Raw genomic sequence first — 20,716 nt, 5'->3', positions numbered from 1 at the left:
CCGGCGCGGGCGGGCCGCGCGGGGGCCCGCCGCGGGGGCCCCGGGCGGCCCGGGGGGCCGCGCGGGCCCGCCGGGTCCCGCGCCCCCGGGGCGGACGCCGCGGGACCGTCCGGCCCCTCGGCGTCCCCGGCCCCCGGACGACGAATCATTGACGGCGGGCCGTGGCGAAAATAAGGTGAACCGACCGGTCGGTATGTGCGGAATTTCCGGCGCCCGGCCGTTCCTGTCGCCGTCGCGGGCCTTCTCGGAGTAATGCCATGATCCTCAGCACGATGCAGGACTTTCCGCTGTCCGTCGCCGCGATCCTGCGGCACGGCGCGCGCGTCTACGGCCGCAGCGAGTGCGTGACGTGGACGGGCGGCGGTGCGCCCCGGCGCGCGACCTTCGCGCAGATCGCCGGCAACGCCGAGCGGCTGGCGTCCGCCTTGGCGAGGCTGGGAGTCCGTCCCGGGGACCGGGTGGCGACGTTCTGCTGGAACAACCAGGAGCACCTGGAGGCGTACTTCGCGGTGCCCGCAATGGGCGCCGTGCTGCACACGCTGAACATCCGGCTCTTCCCTGAGCAGCTCTCACACATCATCAACCACGCCGACGACCAGGTCATCATCGTCGATGACAGCCTCGTCCCGCTGCTGGCGCGCGTCGTGCGCGAGCTTCCCGCCGTCGAGGCGTTCGTGGTCGTCGGGGACGGCGACGCCTCGGCCCTGGAGGCCAACGGGAACGGGGCGCCCGTCCTGCGCTACCGCGAACTGCTCGCCGCCGAGGAGCCCGGGTACGTCTGGCCGGAGGTGGACGAACGCTCCGCCGCGTCCATGTGCTACACCAGCGGCACCACGGGCGACCCCAAGGGCGTCGTGTACTCGCACCGCTCCACCTTCCTGCACGCGATGGCCGTGCAGTCGGCGTCGCTGGTGGGCATCACCGAGGCCGACCGCGTCCTGACGATCGTGCCGATGTTCCACGTCAACGCCTGGGGCCTGCCGTACGGGGCGTTCCTGTCCGGGGCGACGCTGCACATGCCGGGGCCGTTCATGCAGCCGGAGCACCTCGTGAAGTTCGTCGCCGCCGAGCGCAGCACGCTGGCCTCGGCCGTCCCGACGATCTGGAACGGGATCCTGTCCCTCGGGGAGCGGGAGGAGATCGACCTGTCGTCCCTGCGGGCGGGAACCTCCGGCGGCGCGGCCGCGCCCCGCGTCCTGCTGGAGCGCTTCGAGCAACGGTACGGCCTGCGCATCATCCAGGGCTGGGGCATGACGGAGACGAGCCCGCTCGGCGGCATGGCGTTCCCGCCGCCCGGCGTCGAGCCCGGCACCGACGAGGACATGTACTGGCGGCTGAAGTCCGGCCGCGTCGCCGCCGGCGTCGAGATGCGCATCGTGGACGACGCCGGCGCCGAGCTGCCGTGGGACGGCGAGTCCGTCGGCGAGATCGAGGTGCGCGGGCCGTGGATCACCGGCGCCTACCACCGCGACCCCGCGCCCGGGAAGTTCGACGACGGCTGGCTGCGCACCGGCGACATCGGCACCATCGACGACCGCGGCTTCTACCAGATCACCGACCGCGCCAAGGACGTCATCAAGTCCGGCGGCGAGTGGATCTCCTCGGTGGAGCTGGAGAACCACCTGATGGCCCATCCCGCCGTCGCGGAGGCCGCCGTCATCGGCATCCCCGACGCCCGCTGGGACGAGCGCCCCCTCGCCTGCGTCGTCCTGCGCCCGGAGGCGTCCGCCGCTCCCGCGGAGCTGGCGTCGTTCCTCGCGGACAAGGTGGCCCGCTGGCAGGTCCCCGAGTACTGGACGTTCCTGGAGGAGATTCCTAAGACCACCGTAGGGAAATTCGACAAGAAGCCGCTGCGCGCCCGGCACAAGGACGCGGCGCTGGAGATCGAGCGGGTGGAGCGCTGACGGGCGGTCCTCAGTTCTCCAGGCCGTGGAGGAACAGGTCCACGTAGTGCTCGCTGATGGCGGCCGTCTTGAGGCGGCCGCCCGGGCGGTACCAGGCGCCGATCTGGTGGACGGTGCCGAAGAAGAAGTGGACGGCGATGTCGGCGGGCGTCTCGGTGCGGAACGTGCCCTCGCGCTGGCCCTCCTCGACCAGGGCGCGGAAGCGCTCGTGGTAGCGGCGCCGCTCGGCGCGGACGGCCTCGCGGCGGTCGCGGGAGAGCAGGTGCGTCGAGCGGAAGAAGACGGTGAAGTCGTCCAGGTAGAGGAACGAGGTGTTGAGGACGTCGACGGCGGCGGCGCGGAGCCGCTCGGCGGCCGTGCCGGGGCCGTCGGCGATCTGCTCCAGCCGGGACGTCTGCAGGCCGAGGAGCCGGTGGTAGATCTCGTAGAGGAGGTCGTCCTTGGAGCCGAAGTAGTGGTACATGGCCCCCTTGGTCACGCCGGCGGCGTTCACGATCTCCTGCACCGAGGTGTTCTCGAAGCCCTTCTCGGCGAACATCCGGGTCGCCACGGCCAGCAGCCGGTCGGGCAGCGGCAGGGTGCCGGGGATCCGGCCCGCGGGCGCCTGCGCCATCACTCCACCTCCGTCCGGGAACCCCCGGGTCTCGCGCCGCCCCGGCGCGGCCGCCCGCAGATCGCGGATCAGCCTACCGCCCGGTGAGGATCCGCCGCGGTGGCGCGGGGCCCGCGCGAATCGGCTGTTGACCGCGGCGCCCGGTGATTCTATCTTCAGAAAATCCGACCAGTCGGTATGTGTTTTTTGGCCTCGGGGGATTCGCGCTGATTCATCGGCGAGGTGAGGCGACGTGTCCGGCTCCTCCGCGATCCTGGAACTTCGAGAGGTGACCGTCCGCTTCGCCGGGCTGGTCGCACTGGACGGGGTGTCGCTCACGGCGCCCCAGGGCCGCGTCACCGGGGTGATCGGCCCGAACGGCGCGGGCAAGACGACGCTGTTCAACGTCGTGTGCGGGTTCGTCCGCCCGGAAGCGGGCGAGGTGCGCTGGCGGGGCCGGGTCCTCGGCCGCCACCGGCCGCACGACCTGACGAGGCTCGGCATCGCCCGCACCCTCCAGGGCCTCGGGCTGTTCCCGGGGCTGACCGTGCTGGAGAACGTGATGGTCGGCGCCGACCCGCACGCCAGGGCGGGGTTCTGGAGCGGGCTGTTCGCGCTGCCGCGCGCCGACCGCGACGAGGCGGCCCTGCGCGAGCGGGCCATGGCCCGGCTCGCGGAGCTCGGCGTCGCGGGCGAGGCCGCCCGGCTGCCGGGGCAGCTGCCCTACGGCGTGCAGAAGCGGGTCGCGCTGGCCCGCGCGCTCGTGGCCGAGCCCGGCCTGCTGCTGCTGGACGAGCCCGCCGCCGGACTGTCCGCGGCCGAGATCGACGAGCTGGCCGGGCTGATCCGCGGGCTGCGCGGCGGGCCCGGCGTCGTCCTCGTCGAGCACCACATGGACCTGGTCATGGGCGTCTGCGACCAGGTCGTCGTGCTGGACTTCGGCAGGGTCATCGCGAGCGGCCCGCCCGAACGCGTGCGCGACGACCCGGCCGTCCTCGACGCCTATCTCGGCGAGGAGGTCACCGGTGCTTGAGGTGAAGGGCCTCACCGTCGCCTACGGCGCGGTCCGCGCGCTCGGCGGGGTGGACCTGTCGGTCGACGAGGGCTCGGTGACCGCGGTGCTCGGCGCGAACGGCGCGGGGAAGACCACGCTGCTGCGCGCCGTCTCCGGCCTCCTGCGGCCCCGTTCGGGACGCGTGGCACTGGACGGCGCCGACATCACCGGGCTGGCGGTCGAGGAGATCGTCCGGCTCGGCGTCGCGCACGTCCCGCAGAACGGCGGCGTCATCACCGAGCTGACCGTGCGGGACAACCTGCGGCTCGGCGGGCTGTGGCGGCGCGACCGGGCGGCCCTCGCGCGCCGGGTCGCCGAGATGTACGAGCTGTTCCCGCCGCTCGCGCAGCGCCGGTCCCGTATCGCGGCCACCCTGTCCGGCGGTGAGCGGCAGATGCTCGCGCTGGCCCGGGCGCTCACCGGCGCGCCGCGGCTACTGCTGGTGGACGAGCCTTCGCTCGGCCTCGCGCCGCGCGTGGTCGCCCAGCTGATGGCCGTGCTGCGGCGGCTGTGCGACGAGGACGGCCGGACCGTTCTGCTCGTGGAGCAGAACGCGCGCAGCGCGCTGTCGGTCGCCGACCGCGCCGTCGTCCTGGACCTCGGATCCGTCGTGGCGGACGAGACCGCCGCCGCCATCGCCGCCGACGACCGTCTCCGCCACGCCTACCTGGGGTTCTGATGGTGCGCTTCCTCAATCTCACGCTCGCCGGGATCACCTCCGGGGCGGTGTTCGCGGCGGTCGCGCTCGCCCTGGTGCTGATCTGGCGCTCCACCCGCGTCGTGAACTTCGCGCAGGGCGGCATGCTGATGTTCACGACGTTCCTCGCCTGGAGCGTCATCGACGCGGGCGGCTCCTACTGGCTCGCGCTCGGCGCCGCGCTGGCGTCCGGCCTGGTGCTGGGCGCGGTCGTCGAGCGGGTCGTGGTCCGGCCGGTCGAGGACAAGCCGCCGCTGAACGCGGTGATCGTCACCCTCGGCCTGCTCGTGCTGCTCCAGGCGGCCGCGGGGATGATCTGGGGCGACACGCCGCACTCCTACCCGCCCGCCTTCACCATCAGGGGGCTGTCCGCCGGCGGGACGCGGCTGCTGCTGTCGCCGTTCGACCTGTTCGTCATCGGCGCCGTCGCCGCGGTCATGGTGCTGCTGACGCTGCTGTTCGTCCGCACCGACCTCGGGCTGCGGCTGCGGGCGTCGGCGTTCGCGCCCGAGATCGCCCGGTTGCAGGGCGTCCGCGTCGGCCGGATGCTGACCCTCGGCTGGGCGCTCGCCGCGCTCGTCGGATCCCTCGCCGGGGTGCTGATCGCCCCGTCGGTGTTCGTCGGGCCCGCCCAGTTCGACGCGATGCTCGTCTTCGGGTTCACCGCGGCCGTGATCGGCGGGCTGGACAGCCCCGCGGGCGCCGTCACCGGCGGGCTGCTGCTCGGCTGCGCGCTCAGCTACGTGTCCGGCTACCTCGGCTCGGAGCTGGTCGCCCTGGGGGCGCTCGCCGCCCTCATCACCGTCCTGATGATCAGACCGAACGGCCTGTTCGCCGCGAGCACCGGACGGAGGGTGTGAGCCCGTGACCGCGCCCGTGCGAAGCGCCCTGAGCCGCTCCACCCTGACCCGGCACGCGGCCGGCGCCGTCCTCGCGCTCGCCGCCCTGTACGCCCTGACCACGGCCGCCGCCCCCTACCGGGACCTGCAGATCGCGCAGGCCGCCTACCTCACCTGCGCGGTCGCCGGCCTGACGGTGCTGACCGGGCTCGGCGGGCAGATCTCCCTCGGGCACGGCGCGTTCATGGCGGTCGGCGCCTACACCGCCGCGCTGGTCATCGGGCACTGGGGCTGGCCGCTCGCGGCGGTCCTGCCGGCGGCGGCCGGGGCCACCGCCGTCGCGGGCGCGGTGGTCGGCGCCGTCGCCGCCCGGCTGCACGGCCCCTACCTGGCCGGCGCCACCCTCGCCTTCGCCGTCGGGCTGCCCGGCCTCGCCAACTACGAGCCGCTCACCGGCGTGCTCGGCGGCCAGAACGGGCTGACGATCGTCCCGCCGGTCCCGCCCGCCGCGCTCGGCGAGGCGTTCCCGCTGGAGCGCTGGCAGGCGTGGATCTGCTGCCTCGGCGCCGTCGTCACCCTGTTCCTGCTCGCCAACCTGACCCGCGGCCGGTTCGGGCGGACGCTGCGCGCCAGCCGCGACGACGAGATCGCCGCCGCGCTCAGCGGGGTCCGCGTCGCCCGGCTGCGGATCGCCGCGACCGTCGTCTCGGCGGCCTGCGCCGGGCTCGCCGGCGGGCTGCTCGCCGTGGTCGCCACGCTGGCCGCGCCGGGCGCCTTCCCGCTCACGCTGTCCCTCCAGCTCATCGCCGCGATCGTCATCGGCGGGCTCGGCAGCCTGCCGGGCGCCGTGTGGGGCGCGCTGATCCTGGTCTACGTGCCGACCTGGGCGGCGGACCTGTCGTCCTCGTCGGGCCTCTCCCACGACATCGCGTCGAACCTGCCCCTCGCCATCTACGGCCTCGTCCTCATCGTGGTGACGCTGGCCTTCCCGCGCGGCGTCCAGGGCGGGCTGCGCGACCTCGGCGGCGCCGTCCGGCGCCGCGCACGCGGGAGGCGCGACCGGGCTCCCGGGCCGCGCGCTCCGGCGCCGAGCGACACATCGGGGCCCACCACAACGCACCCAGGAGGAGCAGATGAAGCGACCCCGGACGAGGCGGGCGCTCGCCCTGACGACCGCGGTGACGCTGGCGGCCGCGGCGAGCGGCTGCGGCGGTGACGGAGGGGGCGGCGGGTCGGCGGCGCCCGGCGTGACCGCCACCACCGTCACGATCGGCAGCCACCAGCCGCTGACCGGGCCCGCCGCGCCCGGGTACAGCGCCAACTCCGCGGCGTCCAAGGCGTTCTTCGACTACGTGAACGCGAACGGCGGCGTGCACGGACGAAAGATCGTCTACAGGTACGTCGACGACGCCTACAACCCGACGCAGACCGTGAGCGTCACGCAGAAGCTCGTCCTCCAGGACAAGGTCTTCGCGATCTTCAACGGGCTGGGCACGCCCACGCACTCCAAGGTGGTCGACTACCTGAACGCCCAGCGCGTCCCTGACCTGTTCGTCGCGTCCGGCTGCGGCTGCTGGGACCGGCCGGACGAGCACCCGCAGACGTTCGGCTGGCAGGTCGACTACATCCGCGAGGGCAAGATCCTCGGCGACCACGTCAAGAAGGCCTACGCGGGGAAGAAGGTCGCCTACTTCTTCCAGAACGACGACTTCGGCCAGGACGGGGTGAAGGGCCTCGACAAGTACATCCCCAAGGATCAGGTCGTCTCCCGGCAGTCCTACCAGCCGGGCAGCACCGACATCGGCGCGCAGGCGCAGGCCATCGCGCAGTCCAAGGCGGACGTCGTCGTGATGTTCAGCATCCCCACCTACACGGCGCTGTTCCGCCTCGCCGCGCTGAAGCTGAACTTCCAGCCGACGTTCGTCGTCAGCAACGTCGGGTCCGACCCGATCACCCTCACGGGGCTGCTGGAGAGCTTCGCGAAGAAGGGCGGCAGCGAGGTCGAGGGCAGCCCGCTCATCCAGGGGATGGTGACCGACGGTTACCTCGCCGCGCCGGGCGACGCCGCCAACAGCTGGACGGCGCTGTTCAAGAGGATCCACGGCCAGTACATCCCGAAGCTGCCGTTCAACGGCAACATCGTGTACGGGATGTCGGTCGCCTACACCTTCGTGCAGGCGCTCCAGGCGGCCGGGAAGAACCCGACCCGCAAGGGCATCGTGGAGGCGCTGGAGAAGTCGCGCTTCACGGGGCCGGGCGTGGTCCCGTTCGCCTACGGCGCGGATTCGCACGCCGGGTACACCGGCGCGGTCATCGGCACGATCAAGGGGCAGAACGTCGTGCCCCAGGGGCAGCCGCTGACCACCGACGACGGTGACGGGCCGATCCAGCCCTACACGGCCCCGCAGCCGCAGGCGCCCGCCAACGGCGTCCCCGCCGCGGGCTGACGGGTTCCCGCCGTCCCGCGCGTTCCGGCGCGGGACGGCGGCCGGCCCGGCCGCCGCCCGCCTCAGGCGCGGACGACCTCCGGGCCCGCGGCGGCCATGTCGGCGGCGAGGTCGGTGTCCAGGCCGCTGTCGGTGATCAGCACGTCGATGTCGGCGAGGTCGCCGAACCGCACGAGGTGGTCATGCCCGATCTTGGTGCGGTCGGCGAGCAGCACCCGCCGCCGGGACGAGGCGATCATCGCCCGCTTCACCGCGGCCTCGGCCTGGTCGGAGGTGGTCAGCCCGCGCTCGACCGAGCAGCCGTTGGTCGCCATGAACGCCACGTCCACCCAGAGGTCGGCGAGCGGGCGCAGCACCCAGTCGTCCACCGTGGCGAGCGTGCGGCCGCGCACCCGCCCGCCGAGGATGATCACGGTGAGGTTGGGGCGGGTCGCCAGCACCGCGGCGTGCGGCGGAGAGTTCACGATCACGGTCAGCTCGCGGTCGGTCGGCAGCAGCTGCACGAACCGGGAGGTGGTCGTCCCGGCGTCCACGATGACCGAACCGTCGGCGGGCAGCTCCTCCAGCGCCGCCTTGGCGATGCGCTGCTTCTCCTCCGTCATCACCGCGTCCCGCGCCGCCAGCTCCGGCTCGAAGCCGAGCCGTTCGACGGGCATCGCGCCGCCGTGCACGCGCCGGACCGTTCCGGCCCGCTCCAGCACGGTCAGATCGCGGCGGATCGTCTCGGTCGTGACCGAGAACTCCTCGGCGAGCGCGACCACGTCCACCCGGCCCTTCGAGCGCGCCAGCGCAAGGATCGCCTGCTGCCGTTCCTCGGCGTACATGACCGTCGTCCCCACCTGTTCCGTCTACGTCCCGGTGCGTCCATTGTGCCGGGGCCGCCGTGCCGGGGCTCGCAGGACGGTCAGGCGGGCTGCTCGGCGTCCAGATCGCGGGCGAGCAGGCCCGCGAGTTCGTCCAGCGCGCCGGCCGCCCCGTCCCCCTCGGCGGACAGGGTCACCTCCGTCCCGTGCCGCGCGCCGAGCGACAGCACGCCGAGGATGCTGCTCGCGTTGACGGGCGCGCCGTCCCCGATCCGGATGGTCACCGGCACCGGCTGGCGCGCCGCCGCCTGGACGAACAACTGCGCGGGGCGGGCGTGCAGCCCCTGGGCCGCGGCGACGACGACGTTTCGTTCGGACATGGCCGTCTCCTTCAGGGTTCGATCGTGACCTTGATGGCGGCGCCCCGGGTGACCAGGTCGAGGGCGTCGTGCAGGGCGTCCAGCGGGAGCCGGTGGGTGATGAGGTCCTCGACGGGGACCCGCCCGGACCCGATCATCTCCAGCGCGCGGGCGTTGTGCGCGGGGCTCGACCCGTTCGCGCCGACCAGGGACAGCTCCCGGTAGTGGACGCGGTTGGCGTCGACGGGGACGACCGGGTCGTCCTTGGGCAGGCCGCCGAACAGGCTGACCCGGCCGCCGGGCGCGACGAGCCGCTGCGCCAGGCCCTGCGCGGCGCCCGACGCCGCGGCGGTGATCGCGACGTCGGCGCCGCGCCCGCCGGTGCGTTCGAGGATCTCCTCGACGACGTCGACGGCGCCCGCGTCGAGCGCGGCGTCCGGCTTGACGAGCGCGGCGGCCCGCTGCAGCCGCTCGGCGTTCACCTCCACGAGGAACACGCGGGCGGCGCCGCGGGCCCGCGCGAACCGTACGTGCAGGCAGCCGACCGGGCCCGAGCCGAACACCACGACGTCGTCGCCCTCGCCGACCCGGGCCAGCTCCTGCCCGTTCAGCACGCAGGCGAGCGGCTCGGCCACCGAGGCCTCGGCGAACGAGACGCCGTCCGGGATCCGGTTCACCCCGTCCACCGCGAGCACCTTCGCCGGGACGATCATGTACTCGGCGAACCCGCCGTCGTAGTGGTAGCCCATCGACTCCTGCGCGGCGCAGACCGTCATCCGGCCGCGGCGGCACTCGGCGCACCGCCCGCACGGGATCGCCGCGATCACCTGGACGCGGTCGCCCGCGGCCCAGTCCCCGGCGCCCGCCCCGGCCTCGACGACCTCGCCGGCGATCTCGTGGCCCATCACCCGCGGCGGGACGATGTGGTGGTGCCCGAACCGGGAGATCTTGACGTCGGTGCCGCAGGTCGAGCAGTTGCGGACGCGGATCTTCAGCTCGCCCGGGCCGGGCTCGGGTTCGGGGGCGTCCTCCAGGCGGATGTCGGCGGGGGCGTAGAAACGGGCGACCTTCATGCGGTGTGTCCCTGTCCTGTCGGTTGCTCGTCCTCGGCCGGCGGGGCGAGCAGGGCGAGGACCTGCTCGGCGCCGGTGGCCTCGCGCAGCGCGCGGGCCCGGTCCGGGTCCATGAGGACCTGGGCCAGCTCGGCGAGGATCTCCATGTGGCCGTCGCCGCGCGCCGCGATCGCGATGCAGACGGTGACGGTCTCGCCGTTCCAGTCCGTCCCCTCCGGGAAGCGGACGACGGCGAGGGCGTCGCGGTGGATGAGGTCGCGGCCCCCGGACGTGCCGTGCGGGATCGCCACGCCCTCACCGAGGTAGGTGGAGATGGAGCGTTCACGCTCCAGCATCGCGTCGATGTAGCCGGGCTCGACGGCGCCCGCGTCCACGAGCACCTGCCCGCAGACCCGGACGGCGTGGTCGCGGCCGCCGGCCCGCGCGTCGAGCCGGATCGCGTCCGGGGCGAGCAGGCCGGCGGCGCCGTCAGGCATCGACCTCACCGCCGTCCTTGATCGCCTTGACCAGCCGGTCGACGGCGGGGTCGCCGAGGTAGACCTCGAACGGGATCACCGGTGTGCCGCCGGCGCCGCGCCGGGCGCGGGCCGCGAGCCCGGTGTGGCAGACGACCACGTCGGCGTCCGCGGGGATCGCGTCGACGGGCGTGTGCTCGACCGCGACGTCCTGTTTGCGCAGCGCCTTGCGGAGCTGCCCGGCGAGCATGACGCTGCTGCCCATCCCGGCGTCGCAGGCGATGACGAGTTTGCGGATGTCCTTGCCGTTCATCGTGGTGCGCCTTCCGTCAGTGGGCGGTCGTTTCCCGGGCCGCGCCGTCGGCGGGCTCCTGCGGGCCGGTCTGCTCGTCGGTGCTCTCCCTGGTGGCGCTCTTGTCGGCGGCGCTCTCCTCCGCGGCGCCCTCCCCCTCGCCGGCCGCGGGGTCGCCGTCCTCCGGGTCGGACTCGGCCAGCTTGCCGAAGCCGAGCAGGGCGGCGCCGACGCCGAAGGAGACGGCCGCGGAGGCGACCAGGCCGGTGTACACGCCGACCCAGTTGCCGGCGCCGCGGGGCGTCTGCGCGAGGTAGGCGAAGATGCTGCCCGGCGACGGGGTCGCCACGAGCCCGGCGCCCGTGGCCACGAAGATCGCCACACCGGTCACGCCGCCCGCCATCGCGGCCAGCATCATCCGCGGCTTCATCAGGATGTACGGGAAGTAGATCTCGTGGATGCCGCCGAAGAAGTGGATGACGGCGGCCGCCGGGACGCTCGGGCGCAGCCGCCGCGGCCCGAAGAACCAGTAGGCGAGCAGGACGCCGAGGCCCGGCCCCGGATTGGACTCCAGCATGAACAGCACGGACTTGCCGTGCTGGGCGGCCTCCTGGACGCCGAGCGGCCCGAGCACCCCGTGGTTGACGGCGTTGTTGAGGAACAGCACCTTCGCCGGCTCGATGAGCAGGGAGGTGAGCGGCAGCAGGTCGTGGTCGACCAGCCATCCCACGCCGTCGCCGGCCCATTCGGTGAAGGTGTTCATGACCGGGCCGATGACCCGGTTGCCCGCGACGGCCATCGCGGCGCCGACGATCCCGGCGGAGAAGTTGTCGACCAGCATCTCGAACCCGGTCCGGACGCGGTCCTGCACGAGGCCGTCGAACAGCCGCAGCACGTACGCGGCGAGCGGCCCGGTGATCATCGCGCCGAGGAACATCGGCACCTCGGCGCCGACGACGATGCCGACGGTGGCGACCGCGCCGACGACGGCGCCGCGCTGGCCGTGCACCATCCGGCCGCCGGTGTAGCCGATGAGCAGCGGCAGCAGGAACTTGATCATCGGGTCGACGAGCTCGCCGAGCTCCTTGTTCGGCAGCCAGCCGGTCGGGATGAACAGGGCGGTGATCAGGCCCCAGGCGATGAACGCGCCGATGTTCGGCATCACCATCGCGGCCATCCGGCCGCCGAGCCGCTGGATGTTCGCGCGGATGCCGCTCCCGGCGGGCTCCGGGGTGTAGGTGGTGGCCATCTCGGCCTCCTGTCGTTCGGGGGGTGGGGGTGGGTGCTGCGGTGTCAGGTGGGCAGGGGACGGGCGAGGTCGGGTCGCGGATGGATGCGGACGATGTCGCGCCGCACGTCGGAGGCGCCCGGCATGCGGCTGGCGGGCAGCCGCACGGCGGCCGCGCCCCAGGCGAGGCCCTCGGCGAGCGCGCGGGGCCCGCGGGCGCCCGCGGCGAGGAACCCGGCGAGCAGGGCGTCGCCGGCGCCGACGGTGCTGCGCGGATGGGCGACGGGCGCCTCGCCGGTGAGGACGCCGTCGTCGTCGACGAGCACCGCGCCCTGCGCGCCGAGGCTGACCAGGACCGCGCGGGCCCCCCACGCCCGCAGCTGCCCGGCCGCCTCGACCGCGTCGGCCACGGTGTCGACCGGGCCGCCCGCGGCCTCCGCGAGCTCCTCCCGGTTGGGCTTGACCAGGTCGGGCGAGGCGGCGACGGCGGCGCGCAGGGCCGGGCCGCTGGTGTCGACCGCGACGCGGACGCCGCCCGACGCGAACCGGCGGCACATCCGCGCGTAGGTGCCGTCCGGGACCCCGGGCGGCAGGCTGCCGCAGCCGACGACCCAGCTCGCGGAGCCGGCCGCGGCGGCGACCGCGGCGGCGGCCTCGTCCAGTTCCCCGGGCGACAGCGGGCCGCCGGGCTCGTTCAGCTTGGTGACGACGCCGCCGGGCTCGACGATGGTGACGTTGGACCGGGTCCGCCCGTGGGCGCGGACGGCGTGCACCCGCATGCCCTCGGTCTCCAGCAGCCGGCGCAGCTGGTCGCCGTCCGCGCCGCCCACAGCGACCACGGCGGCGGACGCGACGCCGTTGGCCAGCAGCGCCCGGGACACGTTGACGCCCTTGCCGCCCGGGTCCAGCCGCGCGGACCGGGCCCGGATGACCGCGCCGCGGGTCAGCACGTCGACCTCGATCGTGCGGTCGAGGCTCGGGTTGAGCGTCACCGTCACGATCATGCGCCGACCGCTCCGGGCTCCATGTGGCTTCCCTTCTGTTTGAGTTGGTTTCTCTTGTTTTAGTTCCGTTTTCTCTTCGGGTCAAGAGCGAACGGGCCGTCATGGTCGTCCCGTCCGATGGCGGGAAGGATGATCCGTGGTGGGCGGGGCGACGCGCGAGGCGGGAGGGGCGGCGTGAGCCGGAGCGAGGCGGTCGCGTCCGGGACGGAGGGCGAGCGGGACGGGGACGTCCACCCGATCCTGCTGCTCGCGGACGGCGGCGCGCAGACCGGGACGCCCTGATGGCCTGGGCGGTCGGCTTCAGCCTGCTCGCGGCGTTCCTGTTCGCCGCGGCGGCGGCTCTGCAGTACCGGGCCGCGAGACGGGCCGTGCACGGCGTCTCGGACGCCTCCGCCGCCCACGGGCTGATCCGCCGGCTCGTCCGCGACCCGGTGTGGCTGACCGGATGGGGGGTCAACCTCGGCGGGTTCTGCGCGCAGGCCGTCGCGCTGCACTTCGGCTCGACGGCCGTCGTCCAGCCGCTGCTGGTCACCCAGCTGGTCTTCACGATCGTGCTCGGCACGATCGGCACGGGACGCCCGCCCGCGCGCCTGGACCTGCTCGGAGGCATCGCCGTGTCCGCCGGCCTCGCCGTCCTGTTCACGGTCCCGGGAGCGATCCCGCCGCAGGGCGAGCCGTCCCGGCCGCGGATCCTGCTCGCCGGGCTCGTCGCCGCGCCGATCGTCGTCGTGCTGTCCCGGGCGGCGTGGCTGCGCAAGGGCCCGGTCCGGGCCGCGCTGCTCGGCGTCTGCGCCGGCCTGTGCTTCGCGGCGACCGCCGTCCTGATCAAGCTCACCACCGCCGACCTGGTCGACCGCGGCGTCGCGGCCACCGCGGTGGACTGGCCCGGCTACGCGCTGGCGGGCAGCACGCTGCTCGGCCTGGTCATCGAGCAGCGTGCGTTCGCGGCCGGATCGCTGCCCGCCGCCATGACCGCGATGACGATGACGAACCCCATCGCGTCCTACCTCGTGGCCGCCTTCGCCTTCCAGACGCTGCCGCCCCGGACGGCCGCGGCGTTCACGGCCCTGTCGTTCAGCGTGCTCCTGCTCACCGCGGGCGTCGCGCTGCTGTCGCGGTCCGCGCACGCGTCCCGCGAGGGCGATACGGTGCCCGAACCCTCCTGAAAGGATCTTCCGTGATCACCCGACGCGCCCTCGTCCTCGGCGGGCTCGGCGGCCTCGGAGCCGTCGCGGCCACGGGCGGAACCGGCTACGCGCTGGTGGAGAGCGGGACCGTCCCCGGCAAGGTCCGGCTGGACCGCGCGCTCGGCAGGTGCGGGGACGTCCCGGCGCCGCCGCCCGCGTCCGTCCGGACCGAGACGATGACCTGGCGTTCCGCGCGTCGCCGCACGACCGTCACCGCGACGGTCGTCCCGCCCGCCGCGAACCGGTCGCCGCGCGGCCTGCCGGTGGTCGTCGCCCTGCACGGCACCGGCGAGGACGGCTCCTCCCTCGTGCGCAACCTGGCCCTGGACCACTACCTGCCCGACGCCGTCGCCAACGGCGGCGTCCCCCCGTTCACGCTGGTGAGCGTGGACGGCGGGTCCGCCACGTACTGGCATCCCCGCGCCGGCGGCGACGACCCCGTCGGCATGATCGTGGACGAGCTGCTGCCGCGGCTGCGGGAACGCGGCGCCCGCACCGGCCGCGTCGGCGCCATCGGCTGGTCGATGGGCGGCTACGGCGCCCTCGTGCTGGCCCGCCGCCTCGGCCCCGCCCGCACGGCCGCCGTGGTCGCCGCGTCCCCGGCCCTGTTCGCCTCCTACGAGGACGCGGCCGCCACCAACCGCCGCTCGTTCGACGATGAGGCGGACTACGCCCGCAACGACGTCTTCGCCGCGCTGGACGAGCTGAGGGGCGTCCCGCTGCGCGTCGACTGCGGCACCAGCGACCCGTTCACCGACCGGGTGCGCGAGTTCCGCGACCGGGTCCACCCCGAGGGCGGGCTGGAGGACGGATGTCACGACGCGGCCTTCTGGCGGCGGCAGCTCCGCCGCGAACTGGCGTTTCTCGGGCACCGCCTGGGCGCCCGCTGACCACCTGGGAACTTCGGCGGCACCGGGCATGATGTCGTCATGAGCGACACCCCGGCCCGCACCGAGATCGGCGACCGGGCGGCCTACGCCGCCGCCGTCCAGACCGCCGTCGCGGCCTCCGCCGCCTACTACGGCGAGGGCGACTCGCCGCTCGACGACGACGCCTTCGACCGGCTGGTGCGCGGCATCGCCGCCTACGAGGCCGAGCATCCGGACGAGGTGCTGCCCGAGTCCCCGACGGGCAAGGTCGCCGGGGGAGCGGTGGTCGGCGACGTCCCGCACACCGTCCCGATGCTGAGCCTGGACAACGTGTTCTCCGCCGAGGGCCTGGAGACGTGGGCGGCGCGGCTGGCCCGCAGGCTCGGCCGCGAGGTCGCGGAGTGGAGCGTGGAGCCGAAGCTGGACGGCATGGCGATCTCCGCCCGGTACCGCGGCGGGCGCCTCGTCCGGCTGGTGACGCGGGGCGACGGCGCCGCCGGGGACGACGTCTCGCACTGCACCGGCATGATCCTCGGCCTGCCGGGGCGCCTCGCGCAGCCGCTCACCGTGGAGCTGCGCGGCGAGGTGCTGATGACGCGGGCCCAGTTCGAGGCCGCCAACGCCGCCCGCGTCGCCGCCGTGGGGTCGACGTTCGCCAACCCGCGCAGCGCCGCCGCCGGGTCTCTGCGCACCAGGGACCACCCCTACAAGGTGGAGATGACCTTCTTCGCCTACGGCGCCCTCCCGCTGGACGGCACCGACGGCGAGACGGCCGCGCGCCTGCACGACCTGCCGCACAGCCAGATCATGGAACTGGTCGCCGGCCTCGGCGCCAACACCACCGCCGCGACGTCCGCCCCGGGGATCGTCGCGACGTCGATCGGCCGGGTGCTGGAACGGGTCGAGGAGATCGCCGCGCTGCGCGCCGGACTGGACTTCGGCATCGACGGCATCGTGATCAAAGCGGACGCGGCGGCCGACCAGGCCGACGCCGGCCTGTCCTCCCGCGCCCCGCGCTGGGCGATCGCCTACAAGCTCCCCGCGGTCGAGAAGATCACCCGGCTGCTGGACGTGGAGTGGAACGTCGGCCGCACCGGCGTCATCGCGCCCCGCGCCGTCCTGGAGCCGGTCGAGGTGGACGGCTCCACCGTCACCTACGCGACCCTGCACAACGCCGCCGACATCGGGCGGCGCGGCCTGATGATCGGCGACCACGTCACCGTCTACAAGGCGGGCGACGTCATCCCGCGCGTGGAGGCGCCCGTCGTCCACCTGCGCACCGGCGAGGAGCGGCCCATCGAGATCCCCGCGGCCTGCCCGCGCTGCGGCGACGGGATCGACGCCTCCCAGCAGCGCTGGCGGTGCGTGCGGGGGCGCGCCTGCCACGCCGTGGTGTCCCTGCGCTACGCGGTGGCCCGCGACCAGTTCGACATCGAGGGCCTCGGGGAGGGCCGCATCGACCAGCTCATCGCCACGGGTTTGATCACCGACTTCGCCGACCTGTTCACCCTCACCTACGACCAGGTCATCGCCCTGGAGCGGATGGGCGAGACCAGCACCACCGCTCTTCTCGCCGCGATCGAGGGCGCCAAGGCCAAGCCGCTGAGCAAGGTGTTCTGCGCGCTCGGCGTGCGCGGCACCGGCCGGTCGATGTCGCGCCGCATCGCCCGCCACTTCGGCACGATGGACGCGATCCGCGCCGCCGACGCCGAGGCGTTCCAGGAGGTCGAGGGCGTCGGGCCGGAGCGCGCCGCGGTCCTGGTCGCCGAGATCGCCGAGCTGGCCCCGCTGATCGACAAGCTCGCCGCGGCCGGGGTCACCATGACCGAGCCGGGCGCCGCGGGGCCCGCCGCGCGGGAGGCCGGGCAGGCCGGGGCCGGCGCCGCGGCACCCCTGGCCGGGATGTCGGTGGTCGCCACCGGAGCGATGACCGGCCCGCTCGGCGGCCTGTCGCGGAACCAGGTGAACGAGCTGATCGAGCGCGCCGGCGGCACGGCGTCGTCGGCGGTGTCGGCCCGCACGTCCCTGCTCGTCGCGGGGGAGAGGGCCGGGTCCAAGAAGGCCAGGGCGGAGGCGCTCGGCATCGAGATCGTCACGCCGGAGGAGTTCGCCGCCCGCGTCGCCGCCTTCCTGTGAGCCGCGGCTACGCCGTCCGTTCGGCGCGGCCCGTCCGCACCAGCCAGCTCAGCATCAGCATCAGGTCGAGCCGGCCGTCCGGCTCGGTGAACCGGCCGCCGGTCAGCTCGGTGATCCGGCGCAGCCGGTACCGGACGGTCTGCTCGTGGATGTGCAGCCGCTCCGCGGCGATCACGGCGTTGTCGCCGCACTGCAGGTAGGTCAGCAGCGTCTCGGCGAGCGGCTGCCGGCGCGCCGGCGGCAGCTCCAGCAGCGGCCCGAGGGCGGCCTCGGCGGTCGCGCCGACCAGCTCGTCCGCCGCGAGCGTGGCCAGGGCCGCGATGTGGTCGGCGCACCGGAAGGGGCCGTCGCCCGGCAGCAGCCCCCGCTCCGCCAGGGTCAGGGCGTTGCGGGCCCAGCGCAGCGACACCGCGCCCTGCCCGATCGGGACGGTCGGGCCGAGCGCCGAGGTGCCGAGCCTGCGCAGCGCCGGCCACAGCCGGTCCTGGCCGGGGCCCTCCGGGTCGGGCACCACGAGGAAGGGGATCGGCGCCTCCCAGTCGGCCAGCACGGCGGGCGGCAGGATCCGGGCTCCGGACGGCGCCCCCGCCGGCAGCGCCACCAGCGCGATGCTCCTCGGCAGCTCCCAGCGGGCCGCGACCGCCAGCTCGGAGATCGCCTCGTGCCCGGGCGGCGGCTCGGCGACCAGCAGGTCGCGGAGCCGGTCGCGGCGGCGCTCCCGCTCGGTCGCGAGCTGCCCCTGCTCGCGGGCGTAGCCCTGGGCCGCGGCGTCGGCGGCCCGCGCCAGCAGCATGAACAGCGAGTCGGTGAGCCGGCCCAGCGTCTCGCGCGACCAGCCGAGCCGGTAGGCGTCCTTGATGAACCGGCGGCAGGCGACCTGGCTGCTCACGCGCATCGCGTTCTGCAGCGCGGCCAGGCTCCGGCCGTGCCGCGCCTCCTCCTCGCCGAGCCGCAGGTACAACTCGGTGATCTTGCGCGGGTCGGCGGTCGGATGGTCGACGGAGTCCACGAAGAACGCGACGGTGTCGCTGACCGTCCGCTCCACCTTCCGGGCGTACTCGCCCCCGTCGGCGCTCGCGTACTCGGGGACCTGGTCGCGGATCTCCCGCTCCATCTCGTCCACGGCGGCCTGGAGGTGCTGCCGCAGCACGTCGGGCAGCTCGGCGGGCATCGGCCCATCTGTCATCCGTTGTCCGATCGGCGGGGTGGGCTCGGGCGAATCACCCTAGGCAAGAAAGCGAACGCTGTCATCACCCGCCGGGAGGGAGGTCAGGGGTGGACGGGCTGCGCCGTCGAGGCGGCCGTGGAGGCGGCCGTGGAGGCGGCTGAGGGGACCGCGGGGGACCGCCGCCGCGCCGTCAGGCGGCGGCCGAGGTTCTGCGCCGGCCGTTCGACGTAGCGGTGCGCCAGCGCCGCCGAGGTGAGGACGGTCGCCAGCAGCACCACGCCCCAGGCCGCCCGGACCGGCGCCGACAGCCCCCAGGTGTCGCGTCCGGCGGCGTGCCAGATCGCCTGGATGACCAGCGGGTGCAGCAGGTAGACCGAGTAGCTGACCAGGCCGAGCCACACCAGGACGCGCGGCATGGAGCGGTTGCGCAGGGCGAGGCCGCCCAGGAACGTCAGCCACGCGGCGCCCACGGCGATGGACCAGTCCGGCCCGAGGGGGTTCGGGTTGGCGTGCAGGGCCCAGCTCGTCGGGGTGCGCATGCCCGCCGCCAGCGTCAGGACGGGGACGATCGCCACCATCGCGGCGGCGGGCCCGAGCCGGAGCCGCCCGTCCTGGATGCCGCGGATCGCGGTCCCGGCGAACATGGTGGCGATGATGCACAGGCTCTCGATGGCGCCGATGCGGCTGTTCAGCACGAGCAGGACGAGGGCCAGCACGGCCACGACCGCGACGCCCGTCCGCCGCAGCCCGCGGTGCCGGCTGACCATGGCGGCCAGGCCCCCGGCGAGCAGCAGCGCGGCGGCGAGGATCGTCCCGCCCGGCCAGCGGGAGGCCAGCAGCCCGGACGGCAGCGCGACCCCGAGGATGGCCGCGCCCACGCCGAAGCCGAGGGCGACCCGCGCGCTGGCGCGGTGCACGCCGGCGACGAACATCGCGGTCACGAGCAGGTAGAAGACCATCTCGTAGGACAGCGTCCAGAACACGTTGACGACGTTCGGGACGCCCAGCAGGTCCTGCAGCATCGTCAGGTGCGCCAGCGCGGACGCCCAGGGCCGGTCGCCGATCGCGGCGGGCAGCCCGTAGGAGAGCCCGGCCGCGCCGAGTAGCAGGGCCAGCACCACCGACACGCCCCACGCCGGGTACAACCGGAAGAACCGCCCGGCCCAGAACTGCCGGACGCTGCCGCGCCGCTCCAGGGAGAACGGCACCACGTAGCCGCTGACGAGGAAGAACACGAAGACCCCGTACCGGCCGAAGTCGAACCACGGGCCGGTCGCCCGGCGGACCTCGGGCAGCAGCACGTCCAGGGAGTGCTCGAACACCACCACCAGGGCGGCGAGGCCGCGCAGCGCGTCCAGCCAGCCCATGCGCGCCTTCGCCCGGGGAGCGCCGATCGTCGTGTCAGGGGTCGGGGTGTTCGTCGGCATCCGGGCCACCATAGGGGCCGAACCGTTACCGTTTCTAACGGGCCAATGAGATTTCTCTTAATCGCGGCAGCCGCTGCCTGACGCAGCGTCACGAGCCGGGGACGCCGGATGAGCGGCGAGAGCAGGGCAGGCGCGGCGAACCGGAGGGCTCCGCCGGGTCCGGCCCGGCGGAGAAAATGTGATCTAATCCACAGCTCGCGTCAGCGGACGGCGACGGCGCCGTACAGGACCGGCTTCTCGCCCGGACCGGCGGGCCCTTCGCCGGGCAGCGGCGTCACCCCGGGCGGCAGCGGGCGGAACGGCCCGAGGAGCCGCGCGATCTCGGCGCCGCCGCGCGGGTGCACCGGGACCGAGGCCCCCTCGCGGTAGAGCCGCGCGGCCTCGGTGACCGGGCCGGGGGCGAAGTCGGCGGTGGCGTGCGAGACGACCAGCGCGCTGCCGGGCGCCGTGGCCGCCGCGAGGTCGGCGACGAGGTCCCCGGCGCCGGGGACGAAGTGCAGGACGCAGGAGAACACCAGCGCGACCGGTTCCGCCGGGTCGATCAGCCGCCGCACCTCGGGACTGCCCATGACCGCGGCCGGGTCGCGGATGTCGGCCCGCAGCGCCGCGACGTTGCCGCCGTCGACGAGCAGCGCGCGGGCGTGGGCGATGACGAGCGGGTCGTGGTCGACGTACACGACGCGGGCGCCGCCGGCGCGGCCCGCGGCCATCTGGTGCAGGTTGTCGGTCCTCGGCAGGCCGCAGCCGAGGTCGACGAACTGCCGCACGCCGCGTCCGGCGAGCAGTGCCACGGAGACGGCGAGGAAGCGGCGGGCGGCGCGGGCGGCGGCCGCCGCCTGCGGCAGGAGCCGCAGGATCCCCTGGGCGAGGTCGCGGTCGGACGCGTAGTTGTCCTTGCCGCCGAGGAGGTAGTCCTGGACGCGCGCCGGACCCGGCCTGTGCAGGGCGAGCGGGGTGGACTCCGGCGCCCTCGTCCCGGCCATGGGCATGGTGCTTCACCTGTCGCCTTCACCAGAGGGGATCGGTGCAATGGCTCACTTACGACGGTAGGCGGCCGCGGCGGGCCCGGGGGCGGCCGCGGCCCGTGGACCGTCCGAAACCCACCGGACACATGGCCGCATGGGGCCACCCGGGTTTGGCGCACCCCCGCCCGGTTCTGCGGCGGGCGATCGCGGCGCCGGT

20 protein-coding genes are annotated in these 20,716 nt (G+C 74.5%); 9 read left to right on the top strand and 11 right to left on the bottom strand.

Going from position 1 to position 20,716, the window contains the following annotated elements:
• Nucleotides 1-257: 257 nt before the first annotated feature.
• On the top strand, nt 258-1,904 hold the full coding sequence (locus tag AB0C84_RS30420; protein WP_361073220.1) for a long-chain fatty acid--CoA ligase: 1,647 nt from the start codon (nt 258-260) through the stop codon (nt 1,902-1,904).
• A 10-nt stretch (nt 1,905-1,914) separates the two neighbouring features.
• On the opposite strand, the gene AB0C84_RS30415 is transcribed toward AB0C84_RS30420, so the two are convergent.
• Complete coding sequence (locus tag AB0C84_RS30415; protein ID WP_258944170.1) at nt 1,915-2,517, bottom strand: TetR/AcrR family transcriptional regulator; 603 nt, start codon at nt 2,515-2,517, stop codon at nt 1,915-1,917.
• A gap of 232 nt (nt 2,518-2,749) precedes the next feature.
• Here AB0C84_RS30415 and AB0C84_RS30410 point away from each other — a divergent pair, with 232 nt between their 5' ends.
• From AB0C84_RS30410 to AB0C84_RS30390, 5 genes are read left to right on the top strand one after another with little or no spacing between them, the layout of a single operon-like run.
• Entirely contained in the window at nt 2,750-3,529 is a 780-nt protein-coding gene (locus AB0C84_RS30410) for an ABC transporter ATP-binding protein (protein WP_179848610.1), read from the top strand.
• Nucleotides 3,522-4,229: an ABC transporter ATP-binding protein gene (locus AB0C84_RS30405; protein WP_361073217.1), complete on the top strand. Its 708-nt coding sequence runs from the start codon at nt 3,522-3,524 to the stop codon at nt 4,227-4,229. Before AB0C84_RS30410 ends, AB0C84_RS30405 begins: the two co-directional genes overlap by 8 nt.
• Entirely contained in the window at nt 4,229-5,107 is an 879-nt protein-coding gene (locus tag AB0C84_RS30400) for a branched-chain amino acid ABC transporter permease (RefSeq protein ID WP_179848612.1), read from the top strand. The genes AB0C84_RS30405 and AB0C84_RS30400 overlap by 1 nt, the downstream gene beginning before the upstream one ends.
• Nucleotides 5,108-5,111: 4 nt before the next feature.
• Nucleotides 5,112-6,302 (top strand): branched-chain amino acid ABC transporter permease, encoded by a 1,191-nt coding sequence (locus tag AB0C84_RS30395; protein WP_361073213.1) that lies wholly within the window; start codon nt 5,112-5,114, stop codon nt 6,300-6,302.
• Nucleotides 6,220-7,533, top strand: a complete 1,314-nt coding sequence (locus AB0C84_RS30390) for an ABC transporter substrate-binding protein (protein WP_361073210.1) — start codon at nt 6,220-6,222, stop codon at nt 7,531-7,533. Before AB0C84_RS30395 ends, AB0C84_RS30390 begins: the two co-directional genes overlap by 83 nt.
• A 62-nt stretch (nt 7,534-7,595) precedes the next feature.
• On the opposite strand, the gene AB0C84_RS30385 is transcribed toward AB0C84_RS30390, so the two are convergent.
• The 7 genes from AB0C84_RS30385 to pfkB all read right to left on the bottom strand — a co-directional run bounded on the left by AB0C84_RS30385 (nt 7,596) and on the right by pfkB (nt 12,747).
• Nucleotides 7,596-8,357 (bottom strand): DeoR/GlpR family DNA-binding transcription regulator, encoded by a 762-nt coding sequence (locus tag AB0C84_RS30385; RefSeq protein ID WP_258944219.1) that lies wholly within the window; start codon nt 8,355-8,357, stop codon nt 7,596-7,598.
• A gap of 80 nt (nt 8,358-8,437) precedes the next feature.
• A complete protein-coding gene (locus tag AB0C84_RS30380; protein WP_179848615.1) occupies nt 8,438-8,716 on the bottom strand; it encodes an HPr family phosphocarrier protein in 279 nt (92 codons plus the stop codon).
• 11 nt (nt 8,717-8,727) lie between these two features.
• A complete protein-coding gene (locus tag AB0C84_RS30375) occupies nt 8,728-9,768 on the bottom strand; it encodes a zinc-dependent dehydrogenase (protein ID WP_361073207.1) in 1,041 nt (346 codons plus the stop codon).
• On the bottom strand, nt 9,765-10,244 hold the full coding sequence (locus tag AB0C84_RS30370; protein ID WP_179848617.1) for a PTS sugar transporter subunit IIA: 480 nt from the start codon (nt 10,242-10,244) through the stop codon (nt 9,765-9,767). The genes AB0C84_RS30375 and AB0C84_RS30370 overlap by 4 nt, the downstream gene beginning before the upstream one ends.
• Complete coding sequence (locus AB0C84_RS30365; RefSeq protein WP_179848618.1) at nt 10,237-10,536, bottom strand: PTS lactose transporter subunit IIB; 300 nt, start codon at nt 10,534-10,536, stop codon at nt 10,237-10,239. The genes AB0C84_RS30370 and AB0C84_RS30365 overlap by 8 nt, the downstream gene beginning before the upstream one ends.
• A gap of 16 nt (nt 10,537-10,552) precedes the next feature.
• Nucleotides 10,553-11,764 carry a PTS mannitol transporter subunit IICB gene (locus AB0C84_RS30360; protein WP_361073204.1) on the bottom strand — a complete coding sequence of 404 codons (1,212 nt, stop codon included), beginning with the start codon at nt 11,762-11,764 and terminating at the stop codon, nt 10,553-10,555.
• A gap of 44 nt (nt 11,765-11,808) precedes the next feature.
• Nucleotides 11,809-12,747, bottom strand: coding sequence for a 1-phosphofructokinase (gene pfkB, locus AB0C84_RS30355; RefSeq protein ID WP_361073201.1), 939 nt, complete (start codon nt 12,745-12,747; stop codon nt 11,809-11,811).
• A 281-nt stretch (nt 12,748-13,028) separates the two neighbouring features.
• Here pfkB and AB0C84_RS30350 point away from each other — a divergent pair, with 281 nt between their 5' ends.
• From AB0C84_RS30350 to ligA, 3 genes are read left to right on the top strand one after another with little or no spacing between them, the layout of a single operon-like run.
• Entirely contained in the window at nt 13,029-13,913 is an 885-nt protein-coding gene (locus tag AB0C84_RS30350; RefSeq protein ID WP_361073198.1) for a DMT family transporter, read from the top strand.
• A gap of 11 nt (nt 13,914-13,924) precedes the next feature.
• On the top strand, nt 13,925-14,824 hold the full coding sequence (locus AB0C84_RS30345; protein ID WP_361073195.1) for an alpha/beta hydrolase-fold protein: 900 nt from the start codon (nt 13,925-13,927) through the stop codon (nt 14,822-14,824).
• A 39-nt stretch (nt 14,825-14,863) separates the two neighbouring features.
• Nucleotides 14,864-16,939: an NAD-dependent DNA ligase LigA gene (gene ligA, locus AB0C84_RS30340; protein WP_361073193.1), complete on the top strand. Its 2,076-nt coding sequence runs from the start codon at nt 14,864-14,866 to the stop codon at nt 16,937-16,939.
• A 7-nt stretch (nt 16,940-16,946) separates the two neighbouring features.
• Here ligA and AB0C84_RS30335 read toward each other — a convergent pair whose 3' ends face one another.
• The 3 genes from AB0C84_RS30335 to AB0C84_RS30325 all read right to left on the bottom strand — a co-directional run bounded on the left by AB0C84_RS30335 (nt 16,947) and on the right by AB0C84_RS30325 (nt 20,517).
• Complete coding sequence (locus tag AB0C84_RS30335; protein ID WP_361073190.1) at nt 16,947-18,125, bottom strand: helix-turn-helix domain-containing protein; 1,179 nt, start codon at nt 18,123-18,125, stop codon at nt 16,947-16,949.
• Nucleotides 18,126-18,208: 83 nt separating this feature from the next.
• The gene (locus tag AB0C84_RS30330) at nt 18,209-19,534 is read right to left on the bottom strand and encodes an acyltransferase (RefSeq protein WP_361073187.1); all 1,326 of its coding nucleotides are present in this window, start codon (nt 19,532-19,534) and stop codon (nt 18,209-18,211) included.
• A gap of 200 nt (nt 19,535-19,734) precedes the next feature.
• On the bottom strand, nt 19,735-20,517 hold the full coding sequence (locus AB0C84_RS30325; protein WP_361073184.1) for an SAM-dependent methyltransferase: 783 nt from the start codon (nt 20,515-20,517) through the stop codon (nt 19,735-19,737).
• Nucleotides 20,518-20,716 lie beyond the last annotated feature (199 nt).

Origin of the sequence: Actinomadura sp. NPDC048955, from assembly GCF_040649435.1 — a bacterium.
Taxonomy (GTDB): Bacteria; Actinomycetota; Actinomycetes; order Streptosporangiales; family Streptosporangiaceae; genus Spirillospora; species Spirillospora luteofluorescens.
The sequence above is the reverse complement of the archived record's forward strand: the minus strand, read 5'-3'. Positions and strand labels throughout refer to the sequence as shown.